Annotated in this window: 17 protein-coding genes; all 17 read right to left on the reverse strand. The window is 34.0% G+C overall.

Going from position 1 to position 19128, the window contains the following annotated elements; all coding sequences use genetic code 11:
- Positions 1-74: 74 nt before the first annotated feature.
- A complete protein-coding gene (locus NFS43_RS04280) occupies positions 75-791 on the reverse strand; it encodes a metallophosphoesterase family protein (protein ID WP_251549821.1) in 717 nt (238 codons plus the stop codon).
- Between the two features lie 17 nt (positions 792-808).
- Positions 809-1705, reverse strand: a complete 897-nt coding sequence (locus tag NFS43_RS04285; protein ID WP_251549823.1) for a beta-1,6-N-acetylglucosaminyltransferase — start codon at positions 1703-1705, stop codon at positions 809-811.
- A 44-nt stretch (positions 1706-1749) separates the two neighbouring features.
- On the reverse strand, positions 1750-3543 hold the full coding sequence (locus NFS43_RS04290) for a right-handed parallel beta-helix repeat-containing protein (RefSeq protein ID WP_251549826.1): 1794 nt from the start codon (positions 3541-3543) through the stop codon (positions 1750-1752).
- Between the two features lie 438 nt (positions 3544-3981).
- Entirely contained in the window at positions 3982-5109 is a 1128-nt protein-coding gene (locus NFS43_RS04295) for an acyltransferase family protein (RefSeq protein WP_251549828.1), read from the reverse strand.
- Between the two features lie 73 nt (positions 5110-5182).
- Positions 5183-5716, reverse strand: coding sequence for a KdsC family phosphatase (locus tag NFS43_RS04300; protein WP_251549831.1), 534 nt, complete (start codon positions 5714-5716; stop codon positions 5183-5185).
- A 1-nt stretch (position 5717) separates the two neighbouring features.
- Positions 5718-6701 (reverse strand): KpsF/GutQ family sugar-phosphate isomerase, encoded by a 984-nt coding sequence (locus NFS43_RS04305; RefSeq protein ID WP_251549833.1) that lies wholly within the window; start codon positions 6699-6701, stop codon positions 5718-5720.
- Between the two features lie 23 nt (positions 6702-6724).
- Complete coding sequence (gene kdsA, locus NFS43_RS04310; RefSeq protein WP_251549835.1) at positions 6725-7552, reverse strand: 3-deoxy-8-phosphooctulonate synthase; 828 nt, start codon at positions 7550-7552, stop codon at positions 6725-6727.
- Between the two features lie 23 nt (positions 7553-7575).
- A complete protein-coding gene (locus NFS43_RS04315) occupies positions 7576-8235 on the reverse strand; it encodes an acylneuraminate cytidylyltransferase family protein (RefSeq protein ID WP_251549837.1) in 660 nt (219 codons plus the stop codon).
- A 69-nt stretch (positions 8236-8304) separates the two neighbouring features.
- Positions 8305-9462, reverse strand: coding sequence for a GNAT family N-acetyltransferase (locus NFS43_RS04320; protein ID WP_251549839.1), 1158 nt, complete (start codon positions 9460-9462; stop codon positions 8305-8307).
- Between the two features lie 40 nt (positions 9463-9502).
- Complete coding sequence (locus NFS43_RS04325) at positions 9503-10387, reverse strand: 6-hydroxymethylpterin diphosphokinase MptE-like protein (RefSeq protein WP_251549842.1); 885 nt, start codon at positions 10385-10387, stop codon at positions 9503-9505.
- 264 nt (positions 10388-10651) lie between these two features.
- Positions 10652-11509 carry a 6-hydroxymethylpterin diphosphokinase MptE-like protein gene (locus NFS43_RS04330; RefSeq protein ID WP_251550128.1) on the reverse strand — a complete coding sequence of 286 codons (858 nt, stop codon included), beginning with the start codon at positions 11507-11509 and terminating at the stop codon, positions 10652-10654.
- Between the two features lie 118 nt (positions 11510-11627).
- Positions 11628-12635, reverse strand: a complete 1008-nt coding sequence (locus tag NFS43_RS04335; RefSeq protein WP_251549845.1) for a PIG-L deacetylase family protein — start codon at positions 12633-12635, stop codon at positions 11628-11630.
- Positions 12636-12664: 29 nt separating this feature from the next.
- A complete protein-coding gene (locus NFS43_RS04340) occupies positions 12665-13795 on the reverse strand; it encodes a glycosyltransferase (RefSeq protein WP_251549847.1) in 1131 nt (376 codons plus the stop codon).
- A 233-nt stretch (positions 13796-14028) separates the two neighbouring features.
- The gene (locus NFS43_RS04345) at positions 14029-14820 is read right to left on the reverse strand and encodes a PIG-L deacetylase family protein (protein ID WP_251549848.1); all 792 of its coding nucleotides are present in this window, start codon (positions 14818-14820) and stop codon (positions 14029-14031) included.
- A 78-nt stretch (positions 14821-14898) separates the two neighbouring features.
- A complete protein-coding gene (locus NFS43_RS04350; RefSeq protein ID WP_251549850.1) occupies positions 14899-16092 on the reverse strand; it encodes a glycosyltransferase in 1194 nt (397 codons plus the stop codon).
- 88 nt (positions 16093-16180) lie between these two features.
- On the reverse strand, positions 16181-17956 hold the full coding sequence (locus NFS43_RS04355) for an ABC transporter ATP-binding protein (protein ID WP_251549852.1): 1776 nt from the start codon (positions 17954-17956) through the stop codon (positions 16181-16183).
- On the reverse strand, positions 17922-19112 hold the full coding sequence (locus NFS43_RS04360) for a polysaccharide deacetylase family protein (protein ID WP_251549855.1): 1191 nt from the start codon (positions 19110-19112) through the stop codon (positions 17922-17924). Before NFS43_RS04360 ends, NFS43_RS04355 begins: the two co-directional genes overlap by 35 nt.
- Between the last annotated feature and the right edge of the window lie 16 nt (positions 19113-19128).

A 19128-nucleotide genomic window follows, 5' to 3' on the forward strand; every position in this document is an offset into this window, starting at 1 on the left:
GAACTTATGAAAGAGCGGGAAACCAATACCCCACTCTTTCATACTTTTAAACCATGATATTCTTTTGCAGCATTTTAATTAGAGGCACTTTTGAGCAGATTACAAATTTGCTCTCTATTTGGATAGTTCGATTCAAGAAGCTTTTCTATCGTTTTGTTCACGTCATAATTAACTCTGACAATCGTCGTTTGCCAGCTTTCGTCACTTACTTCAAGCAAACCATAAGATGATTTTCTTACACCATCAAACGGCAATCCAACACTGCCAATATTCATGATACATTTTCCGTTGATAAACCTAATATAAGGCTTATGAATGTGGGCATAAATGTATAGATCCGCCTGATTTTTCATCATTTTTCCCATTAAACTTTCATCGGCTTCAAAGGGATAAACAATGTCGAATAGATTATCAGGAGTTGCATGAAATGCTTGAACTTTTATATGGCCAAATTCAGCCTCTAAAGCAGACGGTAGATTCTGCAAATAGTCTAAACTGTCTTGATCTAACTGAGAGACTGTCCAATCGCGTTCCCTATTCATTATTTCTAGAGACTGTTCTGGTACCTCACCAGGTTTTACACCACGAACAACCCATTCATCCGCATTCCCTTTAATGACATCGGTATCCAATTGCCTCACCAATTCGATAGATCGTTTAGGTTCAGGTCCTCTAAAACATAAATCGCCAAGGACATAAATTTTGTCCACTTCTTTTTTTTCAATATCTTTCAACACCGCTTCTAACGCTGCTGCATTTCCATGTATATCGGAAATAAAAGCAATCTTCATATACAACCACCTCTTTCCTACATCCTCACTTGCTCAGAAAAATAATCAATAACTAATTGGTCTATACTTTCATCAAACTTTCTTGCAAAATATTCATTTGATTTTTTTATTATCTCTACATGTTCCATTGTTAAGGTAATAGGATTATTTCGGGTTTTTATTGACTCGCCAAATTTTATATACATTAAATTGTCATTAACTACATTTTCTTTATATTTTGAATTCATGATTAAGGTTTGAAAAAAGAATTCATCTGGTACTAAACTATCCTTGTAAGCATCATAGTACCATTGATTTTTATCTAAAAAGTTTAAAAGATATTTAGCTGCATTTAGAGGGATGCAAAACCAATTGGAACCATTATATATGGAATAATCCTTAGGTAAGGAATTCCTGTTTGGCTTGATATTCCAGCCCAAGCTATATAAAGCTGCCATGCCTCTTCTTAAAAGCCGTAATGGATGATAAGGCTGCACGTACAATCTTCTAGCCCATTCTGGCCATTTTAAATCTACAAAAGAGGCATGAGGCTCCCTTCTCTTAACACGATAAGCATTCATAAAAATTTTGTTTTTATTTTTTCCAAGGAATTCTCCAAATCCATTTTTGACCAATAAGTCCTGGCCGCTGCGAAAACATATAAAGTCGTAATTAATTCCAGATGCTAAAACTTCTTTTAAAAGGAGTAGGGTTGCATCAACCTGAGTGATGTCGCCCCATTTTACATCAATCCTCTGTTTTAAAATTTTCACATTTGGACTTTTAATTATTTGGTTTTTCAACTCATCCTGTTTTTTATCAATATGAACAAAAACATCTGCGTGTTCTTCATAAATTAGCTGCTTAATAAACTTATTTACTTGGCATGGGTTTTTATGAATTTGCAGAATATAGGCGACCTTCGCAACAGTCATATCCAAATTATCCCCTTTAATTAAATAATATTATTCTTTTACTACTATTTAAGTATTTCATTTCTATTATTAATATCATTCGTTTTTAATTTTAGGGTTGCATTATATAATGTATTTTCTTCTATCACATAGGCTGGAGCACCAATCCCCCCATTAATGGTATCTATTCCAACCCGGTTAATATTGGTCGATAGCTTATTCTCTTTGATAGCAGCTCCTAATATTTTTGTCTGATCCCGCTCAGAAGCATCACGGCCTATTTGAATAATTGGACTTTCCTCACCCTTGTCTGTTTTGATATCGAATGTATTATTTAGCACTTTTATATTTTTTGCTTCCAGTGCTAAAATTGCAGGACCATTTGAGCTTTTTTCATTTTTAAAAGTGGACTGTTGAATGGTCACATTTGTCTTTTGGTTATAAGTGTAGAGAGTAGAATTTTTAAATTCGCAATGATTCAGCACATATTTTCCTGGACTGCTAAGTTCAAATTCTCCTCCACTTGCAGAACAATCATTATAAGAACCCGGAGTTAGTTTCATCTCAGAAATATTTTTAAAAGTGACTTGGTCATAGATATTTTGACTGTTTCCTTCGCCAGTGAATTCATTATTATCTTGGATCGTAATGGCTTTTAAGTGGATTGGCTCTCCATATACAGCTATCCCGCCTCTTTTTTTCTTGTTCTTTGACGACTTAAGGCTTACATTGGAAACTTGAATTCCGCCTTCTTCAGTTTGTGTAAACCCCAAATAAGCGTCCACACCGTTTACTTGATCAACGATGACCTCTGAGCCTCCTTCAAAACTGGCAGAACTGGATATTAACCTATTATTAATGAATTTGGTGTTGCCCCATGTGACAAAGTTGGTACGGTCAAACTCATTATTTACCACAGTTGCACCATAATAATTGGGATTTATCGAAAACCCCACCCCATCCTTACGATTAGGTCCAAAATAATTATCCTCTACCGTTGCATTTCCCCCATAAGAAAATACCATTTGAATGACGTTTTCCAAAAAACGGTTACCCTTTATTAGAGTATTAATGGCAGGGTAAAAACCTGGCTCAATATCGATGCCGCTTTCAGGAGCCGTTCCTTTGGTATGATGGATTTTATTATTAAGTATTTGAATGTTTTCTGATGCCCCAACCGTAATTCCCTGCCTGCGGTTATAACCAATATCGCAATTCTGAATGGTCATATTTTCTGTTATTGCCACCGTCATCCGATTGACTTTAACACCTTTAGTAGAATGAGCATTAAAAACCACCTTGAAATAATCTGCATCCTCTGGTATATGAGAATACCCCCAAGTGGAATTATATCGCTGATTGCCATCCTTTTTGATAAAGGTATGATCCTTTCGGTAATAAAATAAGTCATATGTCCCCTCTACACCTTCTGGGATCCACATCATTAGATTCCGGAAATGGGGGTCTTGGTAGACAGAATGGTTAAAATTCGATACTTCATAATTATTGGAGCGAATTTTACCATCTTGCGGAATGGGCTGGCCATTTTCGTTTATACCTCCCAGTTCAAGATCCTCTTCTGTAATATATTGGCCAAAGACTGTATTACCTCCAATTTCTATACCGTCTCCTGTGAATTTTTCAATTTTTACACCTTCTATAACCACATCACTGGGCCCAGCTGTTGTAATGCCGTTGCCCCATTCATGTGTACCATCTGTTGCTTCACCTTTTTGAGTATAATCATGGGTATCCCTGTCTCCACGTAATGTACCACCTTTAATTGTCACATTCTTTATATCAGGACCGAGGTAAAGTGTAGAGTAAATTTCAAATCCATTTGTTTCTTTTTGAATCACTGCTTTATCATCCAGCAAGAATGTCATATTCGATACTAGATTTATTCGAGCGCTGGCATCAAAATCTGACTTTCCTTTTGTAATCAGATAGATGCCTTCTGGAACATAAAAGGCCGTATACCCCTGATTACTGGCCCATTGCAACGCTTTGTTGATTCCTTCTGTTGTCTCCTTTGAATGGGTCCCATCATTGTGAACACCCCATCTATGTAATTCTAATGAATATTGGTTTCCTTTTTTAGGAATTGATTTTTCCTTTTCTACTGATTTTTGTGCAGGAACCCGTTCTGACTGTTCTTTATCTTTGGTTATTTTCGGAAATTTACATGCACTCAGAATGAGAAGAAATCCTAAGACGATGATGAGGTATGCAAGATTTTTATTCATTTTAATCATATCATCATCCTTTTTATTAAATAGTCGACCTGCACCATCACCTTATGCCTGAAACCTGTTCCGATACCGGAGGATTTTTAAAATCATCACTTTAAAAATGGATGGAATTTCCTTCATAATCACATACCTTAGCCCATTGCTAAAATTTTGCGCAACTAAATAATAATAATGGGATACGATAAAAATAATTAGTGTGAGTACTAAATTAAATACAAGATGGCTGCGCAGCTTCTGTAAATCAAAAAAATGTAAAGTTAAATAAGACATACTGATAAAAAGGATATGTGTAACATAAATACCAAAAGTATTAGCCCCAATACTAGCCATAATGGTACTTTTTCCGAAGTTTTTGTTTTTTAGAAGTAACGTAAATAAACTAACTGTTAATGGAATAGTGGAAAGATAATAACCGATTCCTCCTTGTGTTCCATTAAGCATTTTTACAGTTACATAGCTTTCAATCATTTGTAATACACAAGAGAATAAGAAAAGATAGAGTAAAGTCATCGATTTTACTTTATCTATAATTGGCTTTATTCGTTCGAAATGTTTCGAGATATAAGAACCCAAAGATACGTAAAATACCCCAAAAAAAAGCGCATCTCTAGTATCTATCGGCAAATGAAATATTCCAGAATAAGTCTGGCCAAAGAGCCCTAGTAAATTTAGGACAAAGCTGATAAATAGCAAAAGATGCAGTTTATTTATGGAAATAAATAAAAATAAGATTCCTATTGACCATATGAGTGCGGTTAAAAACCATAAATGATAAGCAGTATCACCAACTCCGTAATAAATCACACTTAAATCTGGAAGTGATTTTATATAGTCTACTGCCGCCGCTTTAACAGAGTTTCCTCTCACCAAGGCAAAAACGATCCCAATTACAAGGTCGTAAAAAAGATAAAAGATGTACCAGCCAACAAATAATCTTATTAGGTTAAACGTATAGGATTTAAAATAATTAAATTTCTTTAAATTTGTCTTTACCTTTTCTCCAAATAAAAATCCTGAAACAATAAAAAAATAGGGAATAACAAACCTAGGAAAAGCTAATAACGAAAAACTTATCTCCTCAGATTGTGCGGCATTAAAAGTGACAGTGTGAAAATAGACAACTATTAATATTGCAATACATTTCATTGAATCTATGGAGTAGATTCTTCCCAAGCCTTTATCCTCCTTTAGGATGTGTTTAGAATTGGAGTTAGTGTGAAGATGTGTTTGATTTCATACTCTTCACTTATTGAATAAAGCCTATTTTTTCTCTTATATAGTTTTCTAAAAAATTTTTGTAGTCAACCTGCTGTGACAAAAGATGATCTATTGCTTCTCTTACAGCTCCCATTCCTCCCTTAGATTTACACACTAAGTTTACAGTTTGTTTAACAATTTCTGCACTATCATTTGGTGCAGCTGAATATCCTACTTTTTTTATGATGGGCAGATCATTAATATCATCCCCCATATAAAATACATCAGTTAAATGAATACCCAGTGAGATAAGGATTTCATTTAACACTTCCTCCTTATTTCTAATTCCTTGATAAACATAATCAATATTCAACTCGCGGCACCGAATATCGACTGATTCTGATTGTCTCCCTGTAATAATTGCTACCTTTAATCCACAATATCGGGCAAGACTTATTCCCATTCCATCCTTTACATGAAAACTTTTAAACTCTACTCCATTTGAACCAATTATTAATCTTCCATCTGTCAGCACACCATCTACATCGAGTACTATTAATTTAATTTGAGGTATGGCTGTCATACTAAAAACCTAACTTCGTAATATCGTGTAAGTGGATCATCGCGATTGGTTCATATTGCTCATTAATCACAGGCAAAACATTTATCTTTAAATTTTCCATCTTATTTAATGCCTCCACAGCTAGAGTAGCAGGGGTCACAGTAACAGGCTGCCTATTATATAGCTCCTGAACAGTAAGGTCCATTATGTTATCGCCTTTAGCTAACATTCTCCTAATATCGCCATCTGTAATAATGCCAACAAGTTTGCCGGTATCATCAATAATACTGGTGGCCCCTAAACCGGATTCTGTCATTGTAAAAATGATATCTTTAACGGTACTTGTGTAGACTGACTTCGGATTTCTCTGAGTAATATCAATAATCGTTTCAACAGAGAGCAATAATCTTTTACCTAGCGATCCCCCCGGATGATAAACCGCAAAATGTTCTGAGGAAAATTTCCGTGCCTTTAACAGCGCAATGGCTATTGCATCTCCTAAAGCAAGCATTAACGTAGTACTTGTGGTAGGTGCCAACCCAAGCGGACAAGCCTCTTTCACCTTTCCTATACAAATGATTTGGTCAGCTTTATTCCCTAGAGTAGAGGTTTGATTTCCAACCAATGCAATAAGCTTTGCACCAATACGTTTAATCGATGGTATTAATTTGATGACCTCCTCTGACTCTCCACTATTTGAAAGTGCTAAAATGATATCTAAATCTGTAACCATCCCCAAGTCTCCATGAAGCCCCTCCGCAGGGTGCAAAAACAAAGATGGAGTTCCTGTACTGGCGAGGGTAGCAGTTATTTTTCTGGCAACGATCCCTGATTTTCCAACGCCAGTTAAAATCACTCGTCCTTTACACTGAAGAATAGTCTCAATTACCTCAGAAATTTCATTATCTAAATATACAATTAAATCAAAGATAGCCTGACCTTCTTGCTTTAATACCTCTTTGACAGTGGTGATATGGTTATTAACCTTAAATAAACTTTTAGCCATGTAATAACCCCCAGTTTTTTTAGTCAAAAACTCTTCACAACTCGATCAATTTCAATGATGGGTTTTAAGAATTCCTCAAGTTCATCAAGTTTTATCATATTAGGACCGTCTGACATTGCGTGGTCGGGATCAGGATGGGTCTCGATAAACAATGCATCAATCCCAACTGCTGCCGCCGCCCGGGCTAAATAAGGAGCAAACTCCCTTTTACCACCGGTGGTTGTACCCAAGCCTCCTGGTATTTGAACACTATGGGTTGCATCGAATACTACTGGTATATCCAATTCTCTCATTATTGGGAGGGAACGCATATCCACAACTAAATTGTTATAGCCAAATGTAGTGCCTCTTTCGGTTAACAAAATTTTATTATTTCCAGATTCCTTAATTTTCACCACCACATTCTTCATATCCCCTGGGGCTATAAATTGGCCTTTCTTTACATTGACAATTTTATTTGTTTTTGCAGCACTTACTAATAAGTCAGTCTGTCTACACAAAAACGCTGGAATTTGAATAATATCGACAACTTCTCCAACAATCTCGGCTTGACTTGGCTCATGGATATCGGTTGTAATAGGCAGTTGAAATTCCTCTTTTACTTTATTTAATAGTTCAAGGCCTTTATTAATTCCAGGACCTCTTTCTGAATAAATGGAAGAACGATTCGCTTTATCAAAGGAGCCTTTAAAAACTAAAGACAGATTATGTTTTAAGGAGATTTCTTTAAGTACATAAGCAGTTTCCATGACAAGTGATTCACTTTCCAACATACATGGTCCTGCAATCAAGACAAATGGGCGGTTCCCCCCCAATTTAATCCTATCGTTTAAAACTAGTTCATTCGCCATAACATTCAGCTCCTATAAATATCCTAAATTTCTTGCAGCCTCTTTTTGTTGTCCAATATTTGTTGTGCGAAGTCGTAATCTTCTCTTGTATCAATATCAATCGCTTCAGTATCGTCTAATTCTTGAAAGTATGGTTTGAATCCGATTCTTCTTCCATATGTCAAGAAATGCTCCTTCTTAAAGATGTAAAATCCACTTGTCTCAATATATACGGGTTCAATATCTTGCGTCCTCGGAACATCATGAAGGTTATAATTCAATGTTTCTCCTTTGTACCAGACAAAGGTTTGTTTTTTCTGCACGCTTAATGCAGAATCGTAACTTTGGTTTAATACATTACTTAGGGCATTATCTACTGAGTGTCTTGTCATGAATGGTGATGTTGTATGTGCCAGCAAATAAATATCACTATCCACAGTCTCAATAAAAGATTGATAGATTTCACTTCCTTTTACCAAGTCCCCATCAAGACAACTATCTCTTTTAACAAATTTGACTCCTTTTGGCAAATAGCTCATAATCTGTTCATCACTACAGAACACACACACCTCATCGATCTGATTAATTTGCAATAGAGTATGAAAGATGTACCAACTAAGCGAATATTCTCCTAATGGCAGAATATTTTTATGAGGTAATCGTTGGCTATTTAATTTTATAGGCACAAAAGCAACTACTCTCATTCATTTACACCCCAATTCCGTTCGCAATAAAGAACTTTAGAATAAAAAAAATGTTGATACCTGTTTTATTTATCCAATTAATTTTGTGCTTACCTTTTTAAAAGATTCAAGTATGCTATTGATTTTGTGCATTAGTAAACTGAAATGCTTGTGTTGATATGCCTCAATCAAATTTTTATAAAGCATTGACTTCAAAGAATGGTTATAGAAATCAAATTTGACATTAAACCTTTCTTGTGTCGCCCAGTTTTCTTTATAACCTTCATCCCCACGGAGAAAATCTACTGCTTCATACCCTTCCTTACATGCATCTTGTATCAGATAATATGCTAATAAACTCCCTGGTGAATATTTTCGATAATGAATATTCATGGCATGAAGATATAAATAACTCCGCTTCCCGTCTGTCATTCCTATATGAACGACAACAATTTCATTATCATGGCTAATATACGCCAAGTATAAAGAGTTATTTTCAAACAAGTTTTTAGCTGCCTCTAGAACCTGCTCTTTTTCTTCCTCAAAGCGAAATTTGCTGGGTGTATCCGTATACGACCATCTTTCACAATGAAGATCAAAAAATTTATTCAAGATAGGCTCAATTTCTTGTTCCTTAGAAACCCTCCTAAAAACAAGCTTCCCTTCACTATTTAGTTTTCTTTCTTTATATAGAATCTCTTTTAAAAACCTTTTATTAAATTTATTTTTTAATTCTTCAAAATCAGAACTTAAAGGTAAATAGGGACAAACATCTGTCCTTTCTCCTTTTATCAGTGAAGACCTTGATTGCTTTTGTTTTCGAATAAAGTTTGCAAAGAAGGAGTATTCCGGAATATCCCCCCACTCTATTCGGTCCCAGCTAGATTTATCCCTATATAACTTGTTAAAAGCGACATTTAATATTTCATCGGTTTGATAGTTTTTTGAAATAATCGGGAGGATGTAATCAGATAATTCAGAACCAATCGGTTTCAAAGTTCGAAATATTATTTTCGCTAGTCTTGTACGGAAAATATAAAATGGAACAACGCCTACAGTTTTATTCTGATCTTTTATTTCAATAATATAAGGAGTTATTTCCATTTTTTTACTTTTGTAATTCCACCAGCTTTTAAACCATCCAACATCCTGAAAAACTGTAACCTCATAAAATTCATTTTTTAAGATATCCCACTCCGGTATTATTTTTTCAAGACAATTTATATCCCGATGAATTATTGCTTCCATATCATTCACCCAGCCCTTGATTTAATTTAAAGTAAAAGAATTATAGTAAGGTGGTCACACCTGCTGAAGTAAAAGGCTGTTCACTGCCGCTCTCTTTCAACAAATCATCTAAATTGACTCGTTCAAATACCTCGAGCATTCCTCCCCTCGTTGCATTATAAATTTTAATATTATTTCGATCCGCATATTTTTTTGCTACTTTATAAGCACTAATCATCATCTCTCCTGCTGACAAATAAGTTGGATCAACATGGCCATACTCCTTAAAGTGGTGTTTCATATCATTTGAATAGTTACAGTCTGTACCAATTAAATAAATTTCTTTAAATCCCATGTAAACGGCTATTTGTATGAGAGAGTATGTAACCGTATAACCATTATAAACAACCGCAAATGCATTATTGCTAAACCTTGTATTATACTTATGATTTTCAATATGATGGTTTAACATATCCATCGGAAAAATATAGTCATTATTAGTTACTGCAATATTGAGCCTTTCTAGGATCGTATGACTAATAAATTTACATTCAACATCAAGGCTTTCAATTTGCCCACGAAGTCGAGCATAAACATTTTCGTCTTGTATTCCATAATATGTCGGCCGCCAATCCGTTTCATCGAACGCTAAACAGATAGAGTTCATTCCAATTGTGATTTCATCCTTTAATTTTTCCAGATCTTCAATCGTCAGACTTGGTCCAGTGGCAATAATGAAGCATCGCTCACCTTTATGTTTATCTTTTATTTTCTTCAATCTTTTATATGGATTTTTCCGGTCAATTCCAAAAATCCGGAAATATTTCTTCATATTAAAAACAAAAGTTGTTTGCAGGTAAGGATAATAGGAGAATTGAAATTTTCTGATTTTTTTAATACCTGAATAAATAAAGGGATTAGCTTTTAATTTTTCTTTAAATTCCATTCTGCTCACCTAGGTTTTAAGGATAATAGCTCTTTAATATATGGGCCGATTTTATCAGCTATGATGAAAATTAGTGCCGCCATTCTTAAAATCTTCTTCAAGCAGTAAGAATGGACAAATAACTGATTTTTCATTTTCTATTAGTTTGACAGAACCTTTATTCAAAAAATTGGCAAACAAAGAGTCCCCAGGAACATCATCCCATTCTATAACCCACTTCGTCCCTTCCCTTAAAATTTGTTATCTTGGACGTGAAATTGATGATTAAGAGCCAGCATATACAATTTTCATATGTTTGTTCCCACACAATACTTGATCAAGTTCCACTCTTTCAAATACCTCAAGCATGCCTCCTCTAGTCGCATTGTATATTTTAATATTGTGTTCATCGGCAAATTTCTTCGCTTCTTTGTAAGCACATATCATTTTATCTCCAGCCATTAAAAAGGCTGGATCTACATGATTATAATTTTTAAAATGATGATTCATGTTACTGGAATAGTTACAATCAGCACCAAGCAGATAGATTTCTTTAAATCCCATATAAACTGCTATTTGGATGAGGGAGTAAGTTATAGAATAACCATCATAAACAACATAAAAGGGATTCTTGCTAAATTTTGTTCTATACTTTTTATGCACAAAATTATGGTTTAACAAATTAAGCGGATAACTAAAACAATTTTCAAAATGCTTTAATGGCATTGTTATTGTATCACCAATAAACTTACCTTCACATTTTAAGTCAAAGATATGATTTTCAAGTTTTTTAAATACCCCTTTATCTTGTATTCCAAAATAGGTAGGTCTCCAATCAGTTTCACCAAATGCAAGACAGATAGAATTCATACTGAATGTAATCTCATTTTTTAATTTATTCAAGTCTTCAATAGTTAAACTTGGACCTGTTGCAACAATGAAACACCTTTCTCCCAAATGTTTATTTTTTAATGATTTCAGTTTTTCATATTGACTATTCCTTACCAGTCTCGTTACTCTCAATATTTTTTTTATTTGGAAAACAACATGAATAAATAATAAGGGAATATAAACATATTGAACATTTCTTATCAGTAAAATCAAAAAATGAATCCCTTTATATTTTTTTAACGAATTTTTCACACTCAAAATATTCACCGCTTATTAATGGAATAAATTAATTAACATCCAAAAAGAGATATTCTTTTTTTAGTCCCTTTTTCGTTCTATTTAAAGAACAAACCATAACAAAAAAATAACACTAAATACTAAGAGTGTCAATCAGAAATTCTAACCCAATAAAAAGATTGCCTTTCAATCCTATTAAGAAAGAAAGTGCGGTAATTTTCTTAGAATACCCATTATTATTTTTGAAATTTTTAATGAATGGCTGAAGTCTTTTCTTTGAAATTTGACAGTATTCCTTTAATTCATTGTCCATTTGGGATGTATCTGCTTGACGGATAGCCTCACCCATCATATAGTATTGTTCTACATCCTGCGATTGGTGGCACTTTAACATTTTTCTTTTTAAACTTCTCTCCTCTTCAGAAATATCAATACTTATTTCTTCAGAACTAGTGTTGTCTGTAGACAAAAATCTTACGTCACTCGTACCAATGGGCTGTATAGGATTATATTCAGTCCATTCAAAAACATTTTGATAACCTATCTTATGACACACAGACTTAACAACATAACTAGTTAAATCATGATCTCCATGTCCGCCTTCAATACAATGAACATATACACGTCCCGGATTTAATTCTTGGAGAAATGTATGAACGTCTTTTGATATATGCTTTAAGTAGCGTTGAGTTCCGCCATCAGGAAAGCCCAAGCTAAAAATATTTTCTTTAGGTATATTAATGATCGATAGAGCTTGGATAGCCTCAAAGTATCTTATATCAAATTTCTTTTTTGCCTGATCAGCTTTAATATACCAACTTTCAGAATCCCTTCCAGTACCATTTGTAATAAACACTATTTTTATGCTTTCTCCATTTAAACTGTGACGAAGTAAAGTTGTCCCCAACCCAAGTACATCATCATCAGGGTGAGCAGCAAAAACCAATACGTCTGTTTTTTGATTTTTACTATATATTGGGCAATGCCGTCCCAACATTTTGGGATATCTATATAAACCTCTTGTGTATTCCACCGTTTTAATTAACTGATCATTTTTTTGAATATGACTTATGATATGGGACAGCAAGAACAGCTTGATTTTCATAATAGTCCTTTGAAGTGTCTTTTTTTTAGATTCCATTAACCTCGATCCCTTCCAACAAAAATAATTTAACCTACACAGTCAAACAACTTCTTTATTTCATTAGTCGTCGTTACATTGCTGCGTTTTAGGTTACTTTCAAATTTCAAGCGTAAATCTTGATGATAAATAAGCGTCTTAACGGCTCGATATATTTCATTTGCATCAAATTTGACAATAAATCCATTCTCACCTGTTTCAATCTGCTCCCTTGCTCCAACAAAATCAGTTGTTACAATGGGTTTGTTAAAAGCCCTTGCTTCTGCCAATGAAATACAATATCCTTCGTGCCTTGATGATTGAACATAAATATCACATTGCCTAATAAAGTTGTATGGATTATTTTTTGTTCCTAAGAGAATGAGGTCATCCTGCAAACCATACTCTGTGATTAATTCTTCTATTTTTGGCCGGCTGTCACCATCTCCCAAGCAGTACCACCTGACATGCATTCCTTCAGACTTTAGTTTCTGTAGAACTTCAGGAATTATATCTTGGCCTTTTTCTGGACTTAATCTCCCAACAGTGAGAATCCGTAACCCGTTATAATGATCAGTGAATCCTTCAACCCTTTTTGAAAGTAAATCCATTTGGTTTTTATCAACAATATTATAGAAAACGGATGTTTTTTCTTTTAGGTGTGGAAAAAGTTCATTAAAGTGTTTCATTGCATACTTGGAAACACAAAATACTTTGTCATATACGTCATAAAAGTCTTTAAATGGCTCCAATTGTTTAACGTAATTAAATACATCTGAATGAATCCAGGCAATTTTTGTTTTTGCCTTAATATTTTCATTTACAAAGACAACAGGTAACGAAGCTGGTACATGGTAAGCGATTGCAAGGTCATATTCAGTTTCAATCGGCGGCACCCTTTTTGCATAATACCATTCTTTTTTAAACTTGCTTTTTGTCATGTTGGCCAAGGCTGTATACCAACATATTTTCATTACTTGAATAAATTTTCCACTCTTTGCAGCATTCCAAAGCCTTTCTTTGACTGTTTTTTCACAGCCATAAAGGGGCAATATTTTTACATGTTTCGGAATTTCTGATTCAAGCTCACCGCCTGTTCCCATTAATAGAACAGTGATTTCATACTGATCCTTTGGAATAGCCTCAAGCATGGAAATAAGCGCTTTTTCAATCCCTCCCATCACCATTTTCCGCGTAACAATTATAATTTTTTTCAATTATTCCTCACCCTTTTTAATCAATAATGAGAATTAGAGGTATTACTTTGAATATCTCATTGATAAAATGGAAAACTGCTTTATTTAGTTGTAGTGATCTGTATGGCAACTTTCTTTTCTCTATGTAAAGATAAAATTCATCAATTAAATAACTCCAGTCTTCTTTAGGTACCCGAGAATAGGCAATAAGCTCTTCCTTAAGATGTTTTACTTTTAGCCCGCCTGATGATTTCTCCTTGCGTATACGCACCTTCTACATTTTGTGATTGATGGCAAGCTAACATTCTCTTTTTTTGTTTGCGTTCTTCATCTGTTAACTCAATAACATATTCTTTACTATGATGATGTTCAAGAGGCGATAAAAATTTCATTTTCTCTGTTCCTATCGGGTACAATGGACTATACTCAGCCCATTCAATAACATTTTGGAACTGTAAATAATTACAAACAGATTTAACCACCAAACTTACAAGGTCATGATCATTATGCCCGCCTTCAATGCAATGAACATAGATTTTTTGGGGCACCGCTTGATTAATTACGAAATGTATATCATTTGCCATTTCCTTTAAATATCGATGTGTTCCACCATCGGGAAATCCCAAACTTAAAACATTTTTTTCAGGTATATTCAAAATTGATAAGCCTTGAGTCCCCTCTTTATATCTTGTTTCTGCAATTTTTTGTGAGAGATGTTTTTTTCTTCTCCAACTATCCTCCCCCCTTTTAGAACCATCCGTAACATACACAACTGTCACCTTTTCCCCATGTGCTAGATGTCTACTCATCATCGCGCTTAAACCTAAAACCTCATCATCTGGGTGAGCAGCAAAAACTAAAACATCCGTTGGATGAATTGATACTTTTCTTCCAATCATCGCGGTTGGATATCTGTATAGTCCTTTCATATATTCTTTGAATTTAATCGTCTTCTGGACACCGACAAATAATTGAAATAACTCTGTTATTTTCTTTTTTACTAAATGCAAAATTATCACCCGCCTATATGATAAATAACGTTACTCCCCTGAAATCTAATAAAAAACTGCTTCTTACAGAACGAAATATCAGCTTATTTTTTCGACAATACGATAAAACTTTTCCATTTCATTTATTGTGTCGACAGTTTCAGCACTTAGATTTTTTATTAATTTTTCTTTTAATAGTTGATCATCTAACAACCGTTTTATTGCTTCATATATTTGATTATCATCGAATCCGACAATTAACCCTGTTTTTTTATTTGCAATCTGTTCGCTTGCCCCAGTATTCGTAATTATTATAGGTTTGCAAAATGCCCTTGCTTCAGCAACTGTTATACAATATGCTTCATGCCGGGATGGTTGAATATATAGGTCACATTCTTTTATATAAGGGAATGGATTATCTTTTGTCCCTAGCAAAATCAAATTATTTACAAGGTTATACTCCTTGATGTTCTCTTCCAGCTGCAGGCGAATAGGTCCTTCTCCAATACAGTACCAACGAACATTATATCCATTGGACAATAATTTAGATAAAACACTTGGAATTATATCTTGACCTTTCTCCTTAGATAATCTTCCGACAGTTAGTATTCGAATCCCTTTAAATTGGTCATTATAACTTCCATCTTCCATTGACATAAGCTCCATTTTCTTTTTATCTAGAATATTATAAAAAACGGAAATATCATTAGGAAGATCTTGAAAAACTCCCGTGAATTTTCTAAATGCATGGTGAGATACACAAAAAATATAGTCATAAATCTCGAAATATTTTCTAAGCTTCCTTACAAGTCTAGAATGTATCGGATTAGCTAAGTCACTCACATCATTATGAATCCAGGCAATCTTTTTTTTGGCGTTTATATTATTGGCTACAAAGACTAGCGGAAGTGTGATGGGACTAGAATATGAAATTGCCAAATCATAATGGGCTTCATCGATATTTCTTATTTTAGAGTAGTATCCAAATTTTTCAAATTCGGATATTGATCCCCACTTAAGCAGCACCGAACTTAAAATGACATTGAAAGCTGAAAGAAATTTACCCCTTTTTGTATAATTCCAAACCATACTTGCAATCCGCTCACGATTATCAAATATACTCTTTACATGAACATGACTAGGTATTTTATCAATAAGTTCCCCCTTTGGATGCACTACAAAAAGACTCACATCATATCTATCTTTTGGAATTTGTTCCAGCATTGAAATTAATGCTTTCTCTATTCCTCCCATTATCATTTTATTTGTTACAAAGACAACTTTTGTTTTCATCAACCACACCAACCACTCATTTATTATGGCGAACGATAAGCTTTGGAAAATTAACTTTCATTGATTTTTCTTCCAGCGATGTATTCATTTACATAACCGACCGCTTTACTTTATTCTCGAAACCCACTAATCTACCTTTATTTAATTTAAAAACAATGTCACAGTTCTCAATTGTGCTTAATCTATGAGCAATAATAATCATAGTTTTTTCTCCTCTCAACCCATCTATTGCCTTCATGATTTCCTTTTCTGTCTCGTTATCTAATGCCGATGTTGCTTCATCCATAAATAATATTTCAGGATTATGATATAATGCTCTGGCAATTCCAATACGTTGACGTTGGCCGCCAGAAAGCCTAACTCCTCTTTCACCTACCTTTGTTTCTAACAGATCAGGTAAAGATTCAACAAAATCCTTTAACTGTGCCTGCTCTAAGGCTCTCCACACTTCATCATCGTCAATCTTTCCCTCTTCAATCCCAAAAGCAACATTACTTCGGATTGTATCGTCCGATAAATAGATAGTTTGTGGGATATAACCTATTTTTCGCTGCCACATGGCTTTTTGCTCAAATAAGTTTTTGCCATCAACCAAAACACATCCATTTTCAGGTTGAAAAAGCCCAAGGATAATATCAACGAGTGTCGTTTTGCCAGCCCCTGATTCTCCAATAATAGCAACAGATTGACCAATTGGGATTGTTAATGATACATCAGCCACTGAATATTCCCTTTGATTCGGGTATCGGAATGATACCCCCTGCAATTTAATGGAATCAGTAAAAACTCTCCTATTCGTATCTAATAATTTGGCACCAAGTCTTGTATTACCTTTATAAAGAGCAGTTCCTTTATTTTCGAATAAATCCTCATAAACAACTACTAATGCCGGTTTACTATAACGTATAGTTGTAATTAATCCGATCACACGATTAATGGACGGCATTAATCGGAAAGCTGCCATTGCAAATAATGCCATGGTAGAAACCAATTGGGTTGTATTTAATCCTTCAAAAACAATAATTAACATTGTAACCAAAACGACAGTTACCATTAGGGTTTCTATAAAGAGCCTTGGCAAAAGGTCTAACATGCTCATATATCTACTATTGTTTGCACTTATTTGGCTCTGCCGTGTGTATGCCTTTATAAAAAAATCTTCTTTTCCAGATACAATGACCTCTTTACTTGCACCTAAACCTTGATTTACCCATTTAATCATTTCACTGCTTACCTTTTGTTGTTCTTTTCCTAAATAATTTATCTTTTTGCGGAAAAATTTAAAAAACAAAAGAACACTCCCACCCAGCAGAATAGTTGCAGTCATTGTTGCTAGTGGAGCCTGCGTTAGTAATAGAACCAAAATAAATGTTATGGCTAATAATTCCGTAAACAATTGGAATCCAGCTATTACAAGACCATTAAATACTCTTGATACTTCATTATTTACATTTCTAAGTAATTGTGCTGAATTTCGTTGAATATGAAAGGTAAATGGCTTTGTTAAATATTCTTTAAAAAGGCGACTCGACAATTTTACTTTTTGGTTTAAATTTACCTTCATCTGAACAAAGTTATAAAAAAACAAATAAAGGTTCTTCAACACAAAAACCAGCAATAGAAAAATAACTGAAAAGACGATAAAAATAGAAGTGGATGGGAAGTTAAACATCCTATAGATAAAGGATAATACCGGCTGTTCATGGATTATCTTAGGATTGGTTAATATCCCTACAATCGGAATGATTAAACCAATTCCAATTGTTTCAAATAACGCTGCTACTATCATCATTGCAAATATTAAGATTAATTTTTTTTTATCTTTTTTATCAAATAGCTTTAAAAGCTTTTTTATTGTGTCCATTATGTTCCACAACCTTTCCTGGATTACCATTTAAAACCACTTCTTTTAATAGAGGAATTTTCTCTAAAAGGCGGAAATCAGTAATATTGTTATTTGCAAGGTTTAGCTTTTCTAAACTCAGAAAATACTGTATGCCATCCAAGTGGGAAATGCCACAGTTGCTTAAATCCAACTCTTTAATCATAATTAGGTCTGAGATTTTTAACCATTTGCTTTCTGTAGATTTAAAAATTATTTTTCTAACTGCTGCTTCCAAATTCTCATCCAAAAAATTGGCAACTCCAGCTAATTCTGATGTAGTGTAAAATTCCATATCACTATTCCTTGCTTCATTTATTATCGTTTGGATTAGTTTTGTTGTTACGGCCCATTTTCCCCACCTATCAGCCTTCGCTCCTTTTGTAACTCTCGCATCTTTAACCTTTTCTGGGATTATGGAGTGGCAAGTAAAAATGACATTTTTTCCATTTTTCTTGGCTAATTTAATTATTTTCTTTAAATAATGAACATTGCATGAGTAAAATCCATCTAAACAAATAGATGGAGCAAATCCTTCATGATTAAATGAGATTAAATTATCCTTATCAAGGTGACCTCTAGTGATTTTAAAATAATGGGGCGTTATTTTTCTAATATGTTCTTCATCATAACAAAAATGAGGAAAGGCAAATGAAACTGTTTTTTTAAATTTTTCTTTTGTCAGTGAATGTGATTGCTTATCCATCCAATGTAAAAGCCTTTCTATCTCATCTTCAATCCAACGATTCAAGCCATATTTTGTTGAATAATCTGTTGCTCTCACATGCTTAAATCCATGGTGGGCAATTTCATGTCCATTTGCCTGCAAGTCTAACAATTTATCAACTTCTTCTTGCGTATGTTTACGATCTTCTAAAGGATGAATACAGTTGATATTGAAGGTTGCTTTAACATCATAGAAACCTAACAGATTTTTTCCATATCTATGCCATTCATCGATTCTATAGCTATCGTCAAATGAAAGTGCAATCCCTGGTTTATTAATAAAAGGAATAAGTTCTTGACTTGTTTTTTGATTGTTTTCCCCCAAATGCTTAACCATTTTACGGTATAAATACGACCAATACCTCCATTGGTAGAATGTTTTTTTTAGGGAGGAAAAACCATTAAACTTCATATTGATACCACCTTAA

The sequence above is a fragment of the Neobacillus muris genome, from assembly GCF_943193175.1.
GTDB lineage: Bacteria > Bacillota > Bacilli > Bacillales > Cytobacillaceae > Neobacillus > Neobacillus muris.